This window comes from Bradyrhizobium sp. Rc3b (genome assembly GCF_900114915.1).
Taxonomy (GTDB): Bacteria; Pseudomonadota; Alphaproteobacteria; order Rhizobiales; family Xanthobacteraceae; genus Bradyrhizobium.
In genome coordinates, this window is record NZ_FOUS01000001.1 from 467,571 (window position 1) to 483,427 (window position 15,857).

Genomic DNA, 15,857 nt, shown 5'->3' on the forward strand with positions numbered 1-15,857 from the left:
TAACAGATGAAATCAGGACTTTTGGCCGCCGTCGCAACCTCTGCTCTGGTGCTGGCGGCGCCGGCCTCCGCGCAAGGCGTCAAGATCGGCATCCTCAACGACCAATCCGGCGTCTATGCCGATTACGGCGGCAAATGGTCGGTCGAGGCGGCCAGGATGGCGATCGAGGATTTTGGCGGCGAGGTGCTCGGCCAGAAGATCGAGCTCGTCACCGCCGACCACCAGAACAAGCCTGACCTCGCGAGCTCGATCGCGCGGCGCTGGTACGACGTCGAGAACGTCGACATGATCACGGAGCTGACGACCTCCTCGGTCGCGCTCGCGATCCACGAGCTCTCCAAGGAAAAGAAGAAGATCGACATCGTCGTCGGCGCGGCGACCTCGCGACTCACCGGCGATGCGTGCCAGCCCTACGGCTTCCACTGGGCTTACGACACCCGCGCGCTCGGCGTCGGCACCGGTGGTGCGCTGACCAAGGCCGGCGGCGACACCTGGTTCTTCCTCACCGCGGACTACGCCTTCGGCTACGCGCTGGAGAAGGACACCAGCGAGATTGTCACCGCCAATGGCGGCAAGGTGGTCGGCTCGGTGCGCGTGCCGCTCAACTCGTCGGACTTCTCCTCCTTCCTGCTGCAGGCGCAGAGCTCGAAGGCGAAGATCGTCGGTCTCGCCAATGCCGGCCTCGACACCACCAACTCGATCAAGCAGGCGTCCGAGTTCGGCATCGTCGCCAGCGGGCAGAAGCTTGCCGGCCTCTTGATGACGCTTGCCGAAGTGAACGGCCTCGGCCTGCAGGCCGCGCAAGGCCTGGTGCTGACCGAGGGCTATTACTGGGATCTCAATGACAAGACCCGCAATCTCGGCGAACGCTTCCTCAAGCGCACCGGCCGGATGCCGAGCATGATCCACGCCGGCACCTACTCCGCGACGCTGAGCTATCTCAAGGCGGTCAAGGCCGCCGGCACCAAGGATCCGGAAGCCGTCGCCAAGAAGCTGAAGGAACTCCCGGTCAACGATGACTTCGCGCAGGGCGGCAAGGTGCTCGAGAACGGCCGCATGGTCCACGACATGTATCTGTTCGAGGTCAAGAAACCCTCGGAATCGAAGAAGCCCTGGGACTATTACAAGCTGCTCGCCACCGTCCCCGGCGACAAGGCCTTCTTCACCGCCAAGGAAAGCGGCTGCCCGCTGACGAAGTGACGGCTCTCGTGTCCCGGACGCGCTGCAGCGTGAAACGCTGCTGCGCAGAGCCGGGACCCACGCTCGTGCCACACTCTGTCGTCCCCGCGAAGGCGGGGACCCATAACCCCAGGGGGAAGTTGTCGCGCGGGCTGATAACTTCGAGTCTTCGCCAAACCTCTCCCTGTGAGTATGGGTCCCGGATCAGCGCTCCGCTTCGCTACGCTTGTCCGGGACGACAGCGAAACGTGGGGCTGCAGATCATCCCTCACACCATCCGCAACACCACCGCTCCAAGCGCCCCCGCCCACAGCGCCATGGCGGCGAGCGCCTGGATCGCAAAGCCGGTGCCGCGCTTGGCTGCCGCCTTCGTATAGCCGATGAAGTAGACGATGCGGCCGATGATCCAGACCGCGCCGATCGCTGCCGCGGTGCCGTCGCCGATATAGATCGCGAACAGCCAGAGCGCCGGCAGGACAATCGGCATCCATTCCAGCGTGTTCATCTGGATGCGGAAGGCGCGTTCGAAATCCGGATGGCCGGACATCGCCGGCACCTTGACGCCGGTCTTGGTGCGCGAGCGCGACACGTTGATGGCGGTGAAGAAATAAAACGCGATCGCCAGCAGCGTGACGAGGGCGGTGAAATGATACATCGCTGGTTCCTTCAAACAGACCGCGCTTCAATACCCGGTCAGCTCGAGATAGCCAACGCCATCATGCGTCCCGGCAAAGCTGATCGGCCCCTCCCAATAGGAGAAGCCGGTCCCCATCCAGGCCCTGGGATTGAGCGGCTTGCAGTGGATCGAGAACGATCGCGACGGGATCACGATCTGCCATTCCACGGGCAGCTTGCGTCCCGCAACCTCCGCCGTCGCCTTCGGGATCATCTGAATGTCGTCGCCCGCGATCATCTGCGTTTCGCCGGCAGCGTTGATCCAGTTGCCGAACGGATAGTCTTTGCCGTCCTTCTGTCGCAGCCGGTACAGCATCAGCTTGTCGCCTGACGACAGATGCAGCGACAGCCAGTCCCAGCCGGTCTGGTCGGCGTCGAGCGGCTGGCTGCTCCATTCGCGGTCCATCCAGGCCTGGCCCGTCACGTCCACCGGTTTGTCGTCGATGGTGAGCGTGCCGCGGGCGCGGTAGAACGGCTGGCTGTAATAATAGGACGCCTGCCCACGCTCCGACTTGCGGCTGTAGCCGCGATCGCCCTGTAAGACGACCGGCCGGTCGGCCTCCAGCGTCAGCGCGTAGCTGAAATCGGTGCTGGACGCCTTCAGCGCCACCGGCGCCAAAGTGCGATCGTCGGTGCGCTCAAAACCCTTCATCTCCCAATCATCGATCCAGGCATCGAACGGCTTTGCCGTGACGCCGGCCTGCCCCACGCCGCCGCGTGAAAAGACTTCGTTGAAGCGGTGGGTGTCGGCGCGCGTCACCGCGGCGTGCGCCATCCACACCTGCTGATTGGCCCAGCCTTCGCCTTGCGGGCCCGGCTGCGCCGCCTGACGGAACAGCGTCCATTGCAGGCCGCACGCCGCGCCGCTGCCGTCGACGAGGTTTGCCGTCAGATACCACCATTCGATACGAAACTCCGGATGCGGCCCGTGATCGCCAGGAAAGGCAAACAGCTTTCCCGGCGTCACCTTCCCAAAGCCATCCGCTTTCTCACCGAGCCCGGCATAGCCCTGCGCGCTGGCGCGGCGTGCGAGGGCCAGCGCGGCGATGCCGCCGGCGAAGGCGCGGCGCGACATGCGATCAGCGCTCATTGGCAAACACCTTGACGAGATTTTCCGGCTGCATCCGCGCCAGCCGTGCCACCGGCAACAGCGCCGCAAGCAGCGACGCGAGCAGCGCGACCGCGACCAGCTCAACCAGCTGCAGCGGGAATACGTGGAAAGGCAGCCGCCAGCCGAACGCCTTCACGTTCACGATCGCGATCAGGCACCACGCCACCAGGAGGCCGAGCGGCACGGCGAGCAGCGCCGTGAACAGCGCCACCGACAGCGTCTTGGTCAATTCGATCGCGGCAAGGCGCGGCCGGGTGATGCCGATCGCCCACAGTGGCGCGAGGTGCGGCAGGCGGGAGTTCGCCAGCGTGAGCAGACTCGTGAACAGCGCGATCCCGGCGACACCGAGCGTGAACGCATTCAGCGCCGAGGTCACTGCAAAGGTGCGGTTGAAAATGCGGATCGATTCCGCCTTCACCGTCGCCTGGTCGGCCACACTGCGGTCGTCGAGCGCGAATTGCTTCTGCAAGGCCGCGATCAGGCCGGGAATGTTCTCCTTCGCGACGATCAGGCCGATCCGCGTCTGTGGCGTCTGCGGAAACTGCCGGATCAGCGCCGCGACGTTGACGGTGAGTTGCCCCCTGGGATTGCCGTAATCGGCATAGATACCGACGATGTCGAGTTCCCATGTCCCGCTAGGTGCCGGCACCTCGACGACGTCGCCGATGCGGACGTTGAGGCGGCGGCTGAGCTGCTCGCTGATGAAGGCGGCATTGCCCGGCACGAGCCGGCTCCAGCCGCGCGGCGCAGTTTCCAGCAGCGGCCAGCGCTCGCGATAGAGCGCGTGGTCGGGCAGGCCGAGCAATTCCACCGGTTGGCCCTGAACCTGCGCCTCGGCGCGGCCGCCCGACAGGATCGCCTGCACGTCGCTGCGCTCGCGCAGCCAGTTGCGGATGTCAACGCCTTGCGCATTGTCGGAGGCGCTGATGTAGACGTCGGCTGCGAGCCGTCCGTTCAGCCAGCCGAGGAAGGTGCGGCTGAAGGTTTCCACCATGGTGGACACCCCGACATTGACGGCGAGCGCGAGCAGCAGCGCCATCAGCGCGAGCGACAATCCAGAAAGCTGCTGCCGGCTGTCCGCCCAGAACCACAGCGCAAGCGGCTTTCTCGCGGCGCGCTGACCCGCGAGCAGGATGATCTCGAGCAGCGCCGGCAGGATCAGCGCCGCGCCGAACATCAGCGCCGCCAGCACGCCAAAGCCCGCGATCAGCGATTGCCCGTATTGAAGCAACAGCAGCGCGACCGCGAACACGGCGCAGGCCGCGCAGCTCTGCAGGACCAGCCAGCGGCGCTGCCTCTGCTGCCAGGCGTGCGGCTGCGCGGTCGCCAGCACAGGCATCCTGATCGCCTTGATCAGGCTGGTCGCCGCCGCAACAAGCGCGCCCGCAATGCTGATGCCGATGCCGGCGAGCCACCATTCAGGCTGTAAGGTCAGTTGCCCCGGGATCTGTGCGCCATAGAGCCCGCGTAGTGACGCCGCGACGTCGGGCAGCAGCACTGCCGCGATGAAATAGCCGCAGACGAGCCCGATCAGGCCGGCGATCAGCGCCAGCGCCACGAGCTCGACCACCAGCACGGCGTTGACCAGCCGCGCCGAGGCGCCGCAGGCGCGCAGCGTTCGCAACATCGGCAGCCGCTGCTCGAAGGCGAGGCCGACAGCCGAGTTGACGATGAACAGGCCGACGAAGAACGACAACAAGCCGAACGCCGTGAGATTGAGGTGAAAGCTGTCGGTGAGGCGTTCCAGCTCGGTCTCCGCGTTCGGCTCGACCAGCTGCAACCGGTCGCCGACCACGCTGGCCAGCGGCGCAGGCTTGCTCTTCGGCTTGCCGATCAGAAGCCGCGACAACTGATCCGGCTTGTTCAGCAGACGCTGCGCCACGCCGATATCGACCACCAGCACCCCGGGCGCGAGCTGCGGCAGCACGCGTAGCGGCGGCAATCTTGTGCCGTTGCTGATCGGGGGCGCCGCGCCTTCTGCTTCCTGCAAGTCGCTCAACGTCTCCCGTGCCACCAATGTCTGGCCCGGCGGTGCAACAAAGCTGCCTAAATCCGCAGCACCGAGACGCGGTGCGTTGCCGATTTCGAGCGGCAGCGTCACCGGCTCGATCCCGAGCAGCCGCACCGAGCGTCCGTTGATCTGGACCCGGCCCTCCAGCGCCGGCGACACCGGCCAGCCGGCGCGGCGGAGCTTGATGAACAATTCCTGCGGAAAGGTCGCTGCCTGGGGCGCCACCAGCATCGCGGTGCGCACGCCGCCGAACGTCGCCGCCGCGCGGTCATAGGCGTTGCGGGCCTGCTGGTTGATGGCCTGCACGCCGCTCCACAGCGCGGTCGCCGCGATCAGCCCGACCAGCAGCGTCGCGAACTGCATCTTGTGACGCCGCCAATGGCTGAGCAGCACCGCGAGGACCCAGAGCGCGCGTCTCATGCGATCCGCCCCGCATGCAGGGTGAGATGGCGGTCGAGCGTGCCGGCCAGATGCAGGCTATGGGTCACCATCAGGAAGCCGCAGCCGGTGCGCGCGACCAGGTCGCGCGTCAGCGCCAGCACGTTCTCGGCGGTGGCCTCATCGAGATTGCCGGTCGGCTCATCCGCCAGCAGTAGCGACGGCCTTGTCGCCAGCGCCCGGCCGATCGCGACCCGTTGCTGCTGGCCGCCGGACAATTGCTCGGGATAGCGCTTCAGGAGAGCGCCGAGCCCGAGCCGTTCGACCAGCTCCTTGGTCCAGGCTGCATCGTGACGGTCGGCGATCCGCGCCTGAAAGGCCAGATTGTCCGCGACCGACAGGCTCGGGATCAGGTTGAATTGCTGAAAAACCAGACCGATCCGGTCGCGCCGCAAGCTGGCGCGCCCTGCGTCGGACAGCGCGGTGACCTCTTTGTCCTCCAGCCGGATCGTGCCGCCATCGGCGGCGTCGAGTCCCGCGATCAGGTGCAACAATGTGCTCTTGCCGCTGCCGGACTCACCCGTCAGCGCGACGCGTTCGCCGGCCCTGAGGTCGAGATCGACGCCGCGCAGCACATGGACCGGCTCGCCGGCCGAGGAGAAGGTCTTGGAGAGATTCTTGATGCTCAACACGATGAATGGCGCCGGGCGGAATGAGCGGAATCGCTGCGTAGCACACTTGCTGCGGAAATGCCGGGTTGCGTTGGTCTCGAAGCCGTTGTTAGCTCCCAAGACAGCCAAATCAAAAAAGTGCCAAAAGACATCGACGGGGGAGAATCATGAGCGTTGAGGGAACGACGGAGGTAGCCGGCAAGGCGATCGGGACCAAGGGAACGCCAAAGGGCGCCTGGACCGTCACGTTTCTCCTCTTCCTCTTCATGGTCGTGAACTTCGCCGACAAGATCGTCGTCGGTCTCGCCGGCGTGCCGATCATGACCGATCTGAAGCTCACCCCGGAGCAGTTCGGCCTGCTCGGCTCCTCGTTCTTCTTCCTGTTCTCGATCGCCGCCATCGTGGTCGGCTTCATCGTCAACAAGGTGCCGACGCGCTGGGTGCTGCTCGTGCTCGCAGTGATCTGGGCGCTGGCGCAGTTTCCGATGGTTGGCACCGTCTCCTTCACCACGCTACTGATCTGCCGCATCGTGCTGGGTGCCGGCGAAGGCCCGGCCTTCTCGGTCGCCGCGCACGCCATCTACAAATGGTTCCCCGACGAGAAGCGCACGCTGCCGACCGCGATCCTGTCGCAGGGCTCGGCCTTCGGCGTGATCCTCGCGGTGCCGGCGCTGAACTGGATCATCGTCAACCATTCCTGGCACTACGCCTTCGGCGCGCTCGGCGTCGTCGGCCTGATCTGGGTGTGTGCCTGGCTTGCGCTCGGCAAGGAAGGCCCGCTGGAGGACACGCAGGTCCTGGCCGCGACCGAGCAGAAGATCCCTTACTTGCAGCTTCTCACCTCTCGCACCTTCATCGGCTGCGTCGCCGCGACCTTCGGGGCTTATTGGGCGCTCTCGCTCGGCCTGACCTGGTTCACGCCGTTCATCGTCAAGGGGCTCGGCTTCTCGCAGAGCCAGGCCGGCTTCATCTCGATCCTGCCCTGGGTGTTCGGCGCCACCATCGTCATTCTCACCGGGTGGATCTCGCAGGTGATGATGGCGCGCGGCTACAACACCCGCGTGGCGCGCGGCGTGCTCGGTTCGGTGCCGCTGGTGATCGGCGGGTTGATTCTGGCGACGATGCCGCACGTTCAGGGCGCGGGCCTCCAGATCGCACTGCTCGTGGTCGGCTCTGGCCTGTGCGGGGCGATCTATGTGGTCTGCCCGCCGATGCTCGGCGAGTTCACGCCGACGTCGCAGCGCGGCGCGATCCTCGCGATCTACGGTGCGCTCTACACGCTGGCCGGCATCATCGCGCCGGCCGTGATGGGGGCGATGATCCAGCGTGCCGGCAGCACGGTCGATGGCTACATGGCCGGCTTCACCATCAACGCCGTGATCATGGTCGGCTCCGGCCTGCTCGGCCTGCTGCTGCTGTGGCCGAACTCGGAAAAGGCCAGGCTGACGCGCGGTGCCGCCCCGCAGCCAGCTGCGCTGAAGGGCGTGGTGTCGCCGACGTAAGGGGCTGCTCTTTTACCCTCCCCTGGAGGGGGAGGGTCGATCGCGCGAAGCGCGAGCGGGGTGGGGTGATCTCTCCGCTCGGGCACCGTTGGTTGGGAAGAGACTGTCACCCCACCCGTCTCACATTTCGCTGCGCTCCATGTGAGCCGACCTACGGGCGAGCTACGCTCGTCCCGGACCTTCCAGGGGAGGGTAAGCAACAACGCCGCTAGCTCGCGAGCCCCTGCGCCCCACGAATCAACTTCCCCGGCCGCCTGCCCGTGGCCTCGCCGTGTCGCCGCGTCACCACGCCTGAGACGATCGTCGCCTCATAGCCGTCGACGTCCTGCAACAGCCGCCGCCCGCCGACCGGCAGATCGTAGTGCACCTTCGGCGGATGCAGATGCAGGCGGTCATAGTCGATCACGTTGACGTCGGCCTTGTAGCCGGGCGCAATCAGGCCGCGATCGGTGAGGCCGACCGAGAGTGCGGTCTTGCGCGACTGCGCCGCGACCACGAACGGGATCGACAGTTTCTCGCCGCGCGTGCGGTCGCGCGTCCAGTGCGTCAGCAGATAGGTCGGGAAGCTCGCATCGCAGATGATGCCGCAATGCGCGCCGCCGTCGGACAGGCCCGGCACCGATTGCGGGTCGATCAGCATCTCGCGGGTCGCGTCGAGATTGCCGTCGGCATAGTTGAGGAACGGCACGTAGAGCATGCCGCGGCCCTCGTCCGACAGCATCGCATCATAGGCGAGCTCTTCCGGCTGACGGCCCTGCTTGCGCGCCTGCGGCCCCAGTGCGTTCTCCGGCGGCTGCTCGTAATCGGGGGGATCGCCGAGCAGAAACATCTTGTCGTAGTTGGGCCGGAAGAACAGTGGATCGTCGGTGGCGGTTGCCGTCTCGCTCAGGATTGCCTTGCGCACATCGCTCTGATGCAGCCGTGCCAGCCGCTCCTTCAAGGGAAGATGCGCGATCGCCCTGTAGCTCGGATGGGTCTGGAACGGATTGCGCGACAGCTCGAGCCCGAGCAGCAGGCCGACCGGGCGCGCCGCGATCTGGGCGGTGATGGAGAGACCGCGCTTCGCCGCCGCATTGATCTCGTCCAGCGTCTGGCGCCAGCGGTTTGGCGATCTGTCGTTCTGCGTGATCGAGAACGAGATCGGGCACTTTGTGGCATCGGCCACCCGCAGCATCATCGGCAAATCTTCGTGGATGGTGGAGAGATCGAGCACGAATTGCAGCACGCTACGGCCCTGGCTGTGCATCGCCCCGGCGATCGCGGTGAGCTCGTCCTCGCCGGCCTTCAAGGTCGGCGTGAAGTCGCCGGTCGAGGTGCGGTGGTTGAGTGTGCGCGAGGTCGAGAAGCCGAGCGCGCCGGAACGCACCGCTTCGCCCGCGAGCTTGGCCATTGCGGCATTGTCTTCGGCGGTCGAGGGATCGCGGCGTGCGCCGCGCTCGCCCATGACATAGACCCGTAGCGCCGCATGCGGCAGCTGCGCGCCGACATCGATGTCGAAATCGCGCTTGGAGAGCCAGTTCATGTAGTCCGGAAAGCTCTCCCACGCCCAGGGAATGCCGGCGCTCAGGACAGGCTCGGGAATGTCCTCGACGCCTTCCATCAGCTGGATCAGGCGGGTGTGGTCGGCGGGCTTGCACGGCGCGAAGCCGACGCCGCAATTGCCCATGATCGCGGTGGTGACGCCGTTCTGCGAGGACGGCGTGATGTCCTGGCTCCAGGTGACCTGGCCGTCGTAATGGGTGTGCACGTCGACGAAACCCGGCGTCACCAGCTTTCCGCGTGCGTCGATTTCCTCGGCACCTTTGCCAGAGACCTTGCCGACCTCGCTGACCTTCCCGCCGGTGATGGCGACATCAGCCTCGAACAGCTCGCCGCCGCGACCGTCCGCGACGGTGCCGCCGCGGATCACCAGATCAGGATTGTTCATGTGTTTCTTCCCGTTTTGTTTCTTGTTTCTTGTCGTCGTCCCGGACAAGCGCGCCCTAAGCGCGCGCAGATCCGGGCCCCATAACCACGGGGAGATGTTTTGCGACGACTCGGAGTGACCACCTCCTGCCGCAAATTCTCCCTGTGGTTATGGGTCCCCGCGTTCGCGGGGACGACAGCTCAATTTGTGGCGATACCGGCGACTCAATTTGCCTTGGCCCGCTTCCGCTCCGTGAACGGCGACAGCGCCACCGTCGCGACCATGAAGATCACCGACGCGCCGAACACCCAGTGCGGTGCGCTCTGATCCATGATCCAGCCGAACAGTAGCGGGCTGATAATGCCGCCGAGATTGAAGCCGGTGGAGACGATGCCGAAGGCGCGCCCCGCGGCGCCGGGAGGTGCTGCGTTGCGCACCAGCATGTCGCGCGAGGGGGCGATCACGCCGGAGAGGAAGCCTGCGAGCGTCATCGCGGCAGTCAGCGCCCAACCCGGCAGCGTCACGAGCGCGATCAGCAGCACGATTGCCGCGTTCACGGCAAAGCAGGCCGCGGCGACATAGCCGTGGCGTTCGGTGTGGTCGGCGAGAAAACCGCCGGCCAGCACGCCGGCGGCGCTGGCGCCAAGGAATGCCGTCAGCATGACGTTGGCGGCCGAATAGGACGTGCCATAGCCGCTCATCAGCGCGACAACGCCGAAATTGTTGATACCGGCGACCGAGAGGCTGAGCAGCATGAACAGCGCCGTCAGCACGATCAGCGCCGGCGTGATGACAGCCTGCTTCGGTGCGTTCTCCGTGCCCGGTTTCTTCTTGCTGGCGCCGGCGTCGGGAATGTTCATGACGAGCAGCAGCATCGCCACCGCAATGCCGATCGCACCCGAGGCGATCAGCGCGCCGACGCCGCCGGACAGGGTGACGAGTGCAGCCACGATCGCGGGCGCCACCGCGCCGCCGAGAAACCCGGCAAAGGTGTGGATCGAGAAGGCGCGGCCCATCCGTGCCTCGTCCATGTGCTCGGCCAGGATCGCGTAGTCGGCGGGGTGGTAGACGCTGTTGGCGAGGCCCAGCAGCACGGCGCAGGCGATCAGTGAGGCGTAGCTGAGGTGCAGACCAAGCAGGATCAGCGCGAAGCCGCCGAGCGTGAGGCCGGCCAGCAGGATTCGCCGCGCGCCAAAATGGTCGACGAGATAGCCGGTCGGCGCCTGCGTCAGTCCGGACACCACCGCGAACACGGTGAGCGCGAAGCCGAGCTCGATATAGCCGACGCCGAGCTGCGCCTTGAGGAAAGGGAACAGCATCGGCAGGACCAGCAGATGGAAATGGCTGACCCAATGCGCGATCGAGATTCCGGTCAGCGTGCGTAGCGCGCTGTCCGCCTTGCCTTGCTGCGGTGCGGCGAGAACGTCGACCATTGCAATTCCGGTTTCACTCCCTGGAAGGCGCGCAAACTATCGGGGAGAGCGGTTATTTGTCCATGAACGCAGGCGCATGGCAGGTAGTGCGGGTGGTAGAAGAGCGCGTTGAGGTGCCTCCACGCCGTCGTCCCTGCGAAAGCAGGGACCCCCATACCGCGTGATGTCTCGATTGTGATCGGTTGAAGTGCCGAACGACGATCTCCGCAAAACTCCTCCTTGTGGCTACGGGTCCCTGCGCCCCGTGCGCAATTGCGCACTAGGCAGGGACGACAGCGGAGTTTGGGGCCGCCCTCACAACGGGTCGTCATCCGGACCGTAGCGGTCGCGTTTGGGCGTCGCGATGTCGCCGTCCTCGTAGTCGTCGTCATCGAGAGGAGGCGGCGGTATCTTCACCTTGTCTTCCGCCCGCTTTTTGTCAGCGATTTTGGGCGGCTCGCTTGGCTTGCCGATCTTGGCCATGGCTGTTCCCGGATGGTGATGCTGCATCCGATCCTATACGGAACATATGTGTAGTTTCTGACCTATCGCAAGCGGGCCGTCAGTGCACCAGCGGCCCGCCCGCCTTCTTCCAGGCATCCACGCCGCCGGCGATATGGGCGGTGTTGGAAAGGCCGGCCGCCTTGGCGGCGGCCACCGCCATCGCCGAGCGCTCGCCGAAGGCGCAGAAGAACACGATGCGGCGGCCGGTGGCGGCGGCGACCTCGCGCAGCATGCCGCCGGGCTTGAGGCTCTCCTCGACGGACGGATAGGGCGTATGCAGCGCGCCTTCGAGCATGCCGTGCTTCATCCGCTCGTTGGTCTCGCGCAGATCGACCAGCAGCATGTCGGGCCGGCCGAGAATGCGGATCGCCTCGACCGCGCTGAGCGCGCGGCCTTCCTTCTCCAGCTCCTCCTGATGCAGGCCGACATGCATGTTGGCGGGCACCGCCACGTCCATCATCTTCGGATTGGGCAGCTTCAGATTGGCCATCAGCTCGATATATTCGTCGACCGAGCGCACCTGGAGCCGCGGGTTGTAGCGCTTCTCCTCGCCGATGGTGGAGACGGTGTCGCCCTTGTAGTCGTGCGCCGGGAATACCATCGTCTCGTCCGGCAGCTTGAGCAGGCGGTTGAAGATCGATTCGTATTGCGCGCGCGATGAGCCGTTCTGGAAATCGGTGCGGCCGGTGCCGCGGATCAGCAGCGTATCGCCGGTGAAGACGCGATCGCCCATCAAATAGGAATAGGAATCGTCGGTGTGGCCGGGCGTGTACATCACGTCGAGCGACAGGCCCTCGATCGTCACCTTGTCGCCGTCGGCGACCCGCATCGCCACCACGTCGGCCTTGGTCTGGTCGCCCATCACGGTCATGCAATGGGTGCGGTCGCGCAGCTCGCCGAGGCCGGTGACGTGGTCGGCATGCAGATGAGTGTCGACCGCCTTGACCAGCTTGAGGTCGAGCTCGCGCAGCAATTGGCAGTAGCGGTCGACTTTCTCAAGCACGGGATCGAGGATCAGCGCCTCGCCGCCGGGGCGGCTGGCGAGGACGTAGCTATAAGTGCCTGAAACGCTGTCGAAGAGCTGGCGGAAGATCATGGCGGGAAAGTCCGGCGGTGGAACTGGCTTCGAGGATTCTACTACGTTTCGGGCCGGAAAGAGAAGTAATTCACTGGGCGGATCGCAAGTTTTGGAAGATTTTGCTTTGCAAGATCGAATCTCCGATTGGACGCGATGGCCGTCCCACAAGTTCAGTGTCGTCCCTGCGAATGCAGGGACCCATAACCCTAGGGTGGAGTTTGGCGAAGACCAGCCGTTCGGTGCGCCTGCCGCCGCGATCGAGAGATCACGCGGTATGGGTCCCTGCGTTCGCAGGGACGAGAGCTGAGTGCGACGCGGGAGCGCAGCGCCCCCTCAGGGGCCTCACCACCGTATATCCATTCTCCGCCAGGAACAGGATCTGCCCGACGCCCACCTGCACCGGGGTCGCGGCCTGGATGAACTCCGGCCGCTTGCCGGTCTCGCGCTCGATCGTATCCACCGTGTTGAGGCAGATGTCGAAGCGCACGCCTTGCGCGATCAGGCTTTCGACCTGCTTGCGACGCTCGCTGCTGGACAACAGGAGATCGATGCCGGGGCCGAACGCCACCACTTCGATCGCGATCTTGTCGGGGTCGTACGCCTTCAGGAGATTATTGGCGACGCTGAGCACCAGCGCCTGCTTCCTGGCGTCGCCGTCGGAGAGTTGCAGCACGATCTTGTGCTCGGCGAACGGCTTGTCCTGCAGCGGTACCTGCTGCGCTGAGGCCGTTGGGATCGCGACCCGGACCAGCAGCGCCAGCATCAGCGCGCAAAAGATCGGACCCCGAATCATCCCTGTCCCGCAATGCCTGGATTGTCCTCGACGCCCTTCAGCGTGACACCGGGGCCAAGCCGCTTCTCGTCGGCTTATCAGGGTGGACCGGACGTGAGCGGACGGCCGGTGGCGATGGGGCGGGCTTGAAAAACGCTGTTAGCGGCGGCAATCTCGGCCTGATTGAGGCTTCGATCTGACGAATCTCGGCTTATGCCGACCGATGCGAGGATCGACGATGAAGCAGCGGCCGATAGTGTGGCTTGCCGTTGTTGCAGGCGTGGTCCTGGTGCTTGCTGTCGCCTGGGCCGCCATCCTCTGGACGCGCCCAGAGCCTATTCGCATCGCGTTCGCCAATTCGCTCTCTGGCCCGTCCGCCCCGATCGGGGCGGAAAGCCTGGTCGCTACGCAGCTTGCAATCGACGAGGTGAACGCCAAGGGGGGTGTCAACGGACGGCTGATTGAGCTCGTTCTGTTCGACGACGCAAGCAATCCAGCTGTGGCGCGCGCGAATGCGCAGGCGATTGCCGACAGCCCGTGCGTCGCTGTGCTCGGACATTATCTTAGCTCCGCGTCGCTCGCGGCGGCGCCGATATACAAGGATGCGCGGATACCGGCACTCACGGGAAGCTCGGCTGCCGACGATCTGACAAACAACAGTGAATATTATTTTCGTGCGCTGTCGCCGGTCTCCGTACAGGCGCGCTCGATCGCGGAACATCTGCGCGCCGTGATGAGGGAGCCAAAAGTCCGTCTCGTTCACACGCGCGATTCCTACGGCAAGAGTTTTGAGCATGGATTTGCGACGGCCTATCCGGCGGAGCAGTTGCGTGTGTTCGGACTGGACGTCGCAGCCGGTGAGATCGGATCGACGGATGAGGCGCTGGACGCTGCCGCGCAGGAGCCCGGGCCCGGTGTTATTGTCGTCGGCGCGGCAACCGATTTTAGCGCAGACATCGTCAAGGCGCTCCGCCGCCGCGGTATCAAGGGAATGATCATTGCATCCCAAGCCGCAGCCCGCGAAAGCTATTTGCAGAATTTCGCCAATGAGCCCGAGGAAAAAGCGCAGCCGGGTTTCTTCAGCGAGAATCTGTATGCTGCTTCCTCGCTGATGTTCGACAGTGCCGGCGTGGCAGCGCAGGTCTTTGCCGCCGACTACAAAGCGAAAGCGGGAACCTTGCCAAGCTGGGTTGCCGGCGGCTCGTATGACGCTGCGCGCCTGATGATCGATGCGCTAAAACGAGCTGCCGTACATCCCCGGTTTATGGGGCAGGGAATTCAGAAACGATCCGACAGCAAGGTCGCAGATCGCGACCGTGTGCGCGTCGCGCTCGCCGCGATCAACGATCCGAAATCGGCGGTCGTCGGGCTGACTGGGCGGCTCTATTTCAACGCGAACCGCGACATTCCGCGCCCGATTCGACTGGGTTTCTTCCGTTACGGTTTGTTCGTCACTGCGCCGCTGCAACTCGTGCGCATCGATCAGCCCAAAGGAATCGATCTCGCCGCGGAACGAGAGAAGGGCCATGTCGTCACGTTCGGCGACCGACACTACTGGATTCAGCGCGTCGTTTATACCGGCATCGACATCATTCGCGTCAGCCGGGTCGACGTGAAGCAAAATTCGTTCAACGTCGACTTCTATCTCTGGATGCGGTTCGCCGGAGACGATGAGGCGCAGACGCACGTCGAATTCCCGGCCCTGTTGGATCGCGGGGCGTTCGATCCGGCTCGGCCGATTCAGATTGGACAGGAAGACGGCCTGAGCTATCGGCTCTATCGAATCAACGGCGATTTCAAAGCCCGTTTCGATCTCCATGATTATCCGTTCGACACGCAGGAATTGCGTCTACGTTTCCAGAACACGGAGCAGCGGCGGGAACTCATCACCTATGTCATCGATCGGTTCGGCTTGCGCCTCGCCGGCGACGGAAGCTCGCGGGCCGAGGATGGGGCCTATTCCGGACTTCAGCTCTGGCGATTTCTCGGACTGAACTATTTCGTCGAATCTCAGTCCAGCGGATCGACGCTCGGAAAGGCGTCCTCGTTTGGTGCCGAGGCAATGACGGAATTCGCAGGCTTCGATGCGACCATCATGCTGCGCCGCAGCTCCGCCATCTACATGCTGAAGAACCTATTGCCGCTGTTTCTGCTCGTGCTCGTCGTGTTCGCGACCCTGTTCTTTCCCGAAACCATGTTTCGTGAACGCGTGACGATTCCAGTGACCTCGATCCTGGCGAGCGCGGTGCTGCTCGTGACGGTCGCCAGCCAGGTCGGCGATGTCGGATACACGGTGGTCGTCGAAGAGATGTTCTACATTTTCTTCATACTATGCCTGATGACGATATTGGCGGGCTACAAACATGAAAAACTTCGAGACGCCGGCCGAAAGCGCGCCGCTATTGTTTTGGATCACGCAGCGCGGATCATTTATGCCGGGACGGTACTCGCTGTAATCGTTGTGCTCTACCGGCGTTATGCCGTGTGAGGCAAGCGTGGATACCTCGCCGGGTCCGCCACACCTTCTTGAAATTCGCAGCATGAGTCCGGATCTGGTCCTTGGCCGACATGACCAAGCGCGCCTCCTTTGTCTGTTTCCGACGGTCATGCGGACGTCGTCCGCCGGGCGGATTGGGTACACGCCCTAGACAGGGACGA

12 protein-coding genes are annotated in these 15,857 nt (G+C 64.7%); 3 read left to right on the plus strand and 9 right to left on the minus strand.

Going from position 1 to position 15,857, the window contains the following annotated elements:
• Nucleotides 1-6 precede the first annotated feature (6 nt).
• Nucleotides 7-1,200, plus strand: coding sequence for an ABC transporter substrate-binding protein (locus BM190_RS02140; protein ID WP_092251633.1), 1,194 nt, complete (start codon nucleotides 7-9; stop codon nucleotides 1,198-1,200).
• 247 nt (nucleotides 1,201-1,447) lie between these two features.
• Here BM190_RS02140 and BM190_RS02145 read toward each other — a convergent pair whose 3' ends face one another.
• Genes BM190_RS02145 through BM190_RS02160 form a run of 4 tightly spaced genes read right to left on the minus strand, consistent with a single transcriptional unit; the run spans nucleotide 1,448 to nucleotide 6,046 of the window.
• Nucleotides 1,448-1,834 (minus strand): MAPEG family protein, encoded by a 387-nt coding sequence (locus BM190_RS02145; protein WP_092251634.1) that lies wholly within the window; start codon nucleotides 1,832-1,834, stop codon nucleotides 1,448-1,450.
• Nucleotides 1,835-1,861: 27 nt separating this feature from the next.
• Nucleotides 1,862-2,944: a lipocalin-like domain-containing protein gene (locus tag BM190_RS02150; RefSeq protein ID WP_092251635.1), complete on the minus strand. Its 1,083-nt coding sequence runs from the start codon at nucleotides 2,942-2,944 to the stop codon at nucleotides 1,862-1,864.
• Entirely contained in the window at nucleotides 2,934-5,396 is a 2,463-nt protein-coding gene (locus BM190_RS02155) for an FtsX-like permease family protein (RefSeq protein ID WP_092251636.1), read from the minus strand. The genes BM190_RS02150 and BM190_RS02155 overlap by 11 nt, the downstream gene beginning before the upstream one ends.
• Nucleotides 5,393-6,046 (minus strand): ABC transporter ATP-binding protein, encoded by a 654-nt coding sequence (locus tag BM190_RS02160; protein ID WP_092251952.1) that lies wholly within the window; start codon nucleotides 6,044-6,046, stop codon nucleotides 5,393-5,395. Before BM190_RS02160 ends, BM190_RS02155 begins: the two co-directional genes overlap by 4 nt.
• A 146-nt stretch (nucleotides 6,047-6,192) precedes the next feature.
• On the opposite strand from BM190_RS02160, the gene BM190_RS02165 reads away from it, so the two are divergent.
• Complete coding sequence (locus BM190_RS02165; RefSeq protein ID WP_092251637.1) at nucleotides 6,193-7,527, plus strand: MFS transporter; 1,335 nt, start codon at nucleotides 6,193-6,195, stop codon at nucleotides 7,525-7,527.
• A gap of 208 nt (nucleotides 7,528-7,735) precedes the next feature.
• Here the strand turns inward: BM190_RS02165 and BM190_RS02170 are convergent, their stop codons facing one another.
• The 5 genes from BM190_RS02170 to BM190_RS02190 all read right to left on the minus strand — a co-directional run bounded on the left by BM190_RS02170 (nucleotide 7,736) and on the right by BM190_RS02190 (nucleotide 13,220).
• Nucleotides 7,736-9,454: an N-acyl-D-amino-acid deacylase family protein gene (locus BM190_RS02170; RefSeq protein ID WP_092251638.1), complete on the minus strand. Its 1,719-nt coding sequence runs from the start codon at nucleotides 9,452-9,454 to the stop codon at nucleotides 7,736-7,738.
• A gap of 203 nt (nucleotides 9,455-9,657) precedes the next feature.
• Entirely contained in the window at nucleotides 9,658-10,866 is a 1,209-nt protein-coding gene (locus tag BM190_RS02175) for an MFS transporter (protein ID WP_092251639.1), read from the minus strand.
• Nucleotides 10,867-11,160: 294 nt separating this feature from the next.
• Entirely contained in the window at nucleotides 11,161-11,328 is a 168-nt protein-coding gene (locus BM190_RS02180) for a hypothetical protein (RefSeq protein ID WP_018316817.1), read from the minus strand.
• Nucleotides 11,329-11,407: 79 nt separating this feature from the next.
• Entirely contained in the window at nucleotides 11,408-12,445 is a 1,038-nt protein-coding gene (locus BM190_RS02185) for an MBL fold metallo-hydrolase (protein ID WP_018316818.1), read from the minus strand.
• Between the two features lie 247 nt (nucleotides 12,446-12,692).
• Nucleotides 12,693-13,220, minus strand: coding sequence for a DsrE family protein (locus BM190_RS02190; protein WP_244550567.1), 528 nt, complete (start codon nucleotides 13,218-13,220; stop codon nucleotides 12,693-12,695).
• A gap of 217 nt (nucleotides 13,221-13,437) precedes the next feature.
• Here BM190_RS02190 and BM190_RS02195 point away from each other — a divergent pair, with 217 nt between their 5' ends.
• On the plus strand, nucleotides 13,438-15,687 hold the full coding sequence (locus BM190_RS02195) for an ABC transporter substrate-binding protein (protein ID WP_177236857.1): 2,250 nt from the start codon (nucleotides 13,438-13,440) through the stop codon (nucleotides 15,685-15,687).
• Nucleotides 15,688-15,857 lie beyond the last annotated feature (170 nt).